This is a genomic window from Brachyspira catarrhinii (genome assembly GCF_005518285.1).
Taxonomy (GTDB): domain Bacteria; phylum Spirochaetota; class Brachyspiria; order Brachyspirales; family Brachyspiraceae; genus Brachyspira; species Brachyspira catarrhinii.
In genome coordinates, this window is the sequence record NZ_SJDU01000699.1 from 1 (window position 1) to 653 (window position 653).

Genomic DNA, 653 nt, shown 5'->3' on the forward strand with positions numbered 1-653 from the left:
TATGATAAATTTTATAGTTTGAAGAATGTGTTTAGATTATCAAGTGTAGGGATTGTAGCAGGAAGAGATAATTTTTGTTTATCTAAAAATGATAGTATAAATTCATTAAATAAATTAAAAAATAATATAAAAATATTTATGGAATTAGATATTGAATATGCTAGAAAAGAATTTGATTTAGGAAAAGATACTAGAGATTGGCAGATTAGATATGCAAAAAAAGAACTTAAGGAAACAAATAATGATGATAATAATTACAAAATTATTAATTATCGTCCTTTTGATAAGAGATGGACTTATTATACAGGTAAGTCAAAAGGTTTTCATTGTATGCCAAGAGGTGATATTATGGAACATTTTTTGAAAGATGAAAATAATATAGGTCTAATATCAAATCGTTCAGTTGCTCTCAACATATATCAGCATACTTTTATTACAGATATGATAACTGATTTGCATATTATTGAAACTGCTAATGCAAGTGCATATATTTTTCCATTATATATTTACAAAACAGATAATGTTGTAAAATTTATTATTAAAGAAAGCAAAGATTGGGGAGATGATTGGCTTAAATTTACAGATGATGAAGAAATTAATCCTTTTGAAAATTCAGATAAGATAGAAAATTTTACGCTCAATTTTAGAAATTT

At 24.0% G+C, this 653-nt stretch carries 1 protein-coding gene; it reads left to right on the plus strand.

Annotated features, from left to right (window positions below; translation table 11 throughout):
- Positions 1-27: 27 nt before the first annotated feature.
- Positions 28-653: type ISP restriction/modification enzyme (locus EZH24_RS14430; protein WP_336596103.1), on the plus strand; the 626-nt coding region annotated here is incomplete at its 3' end.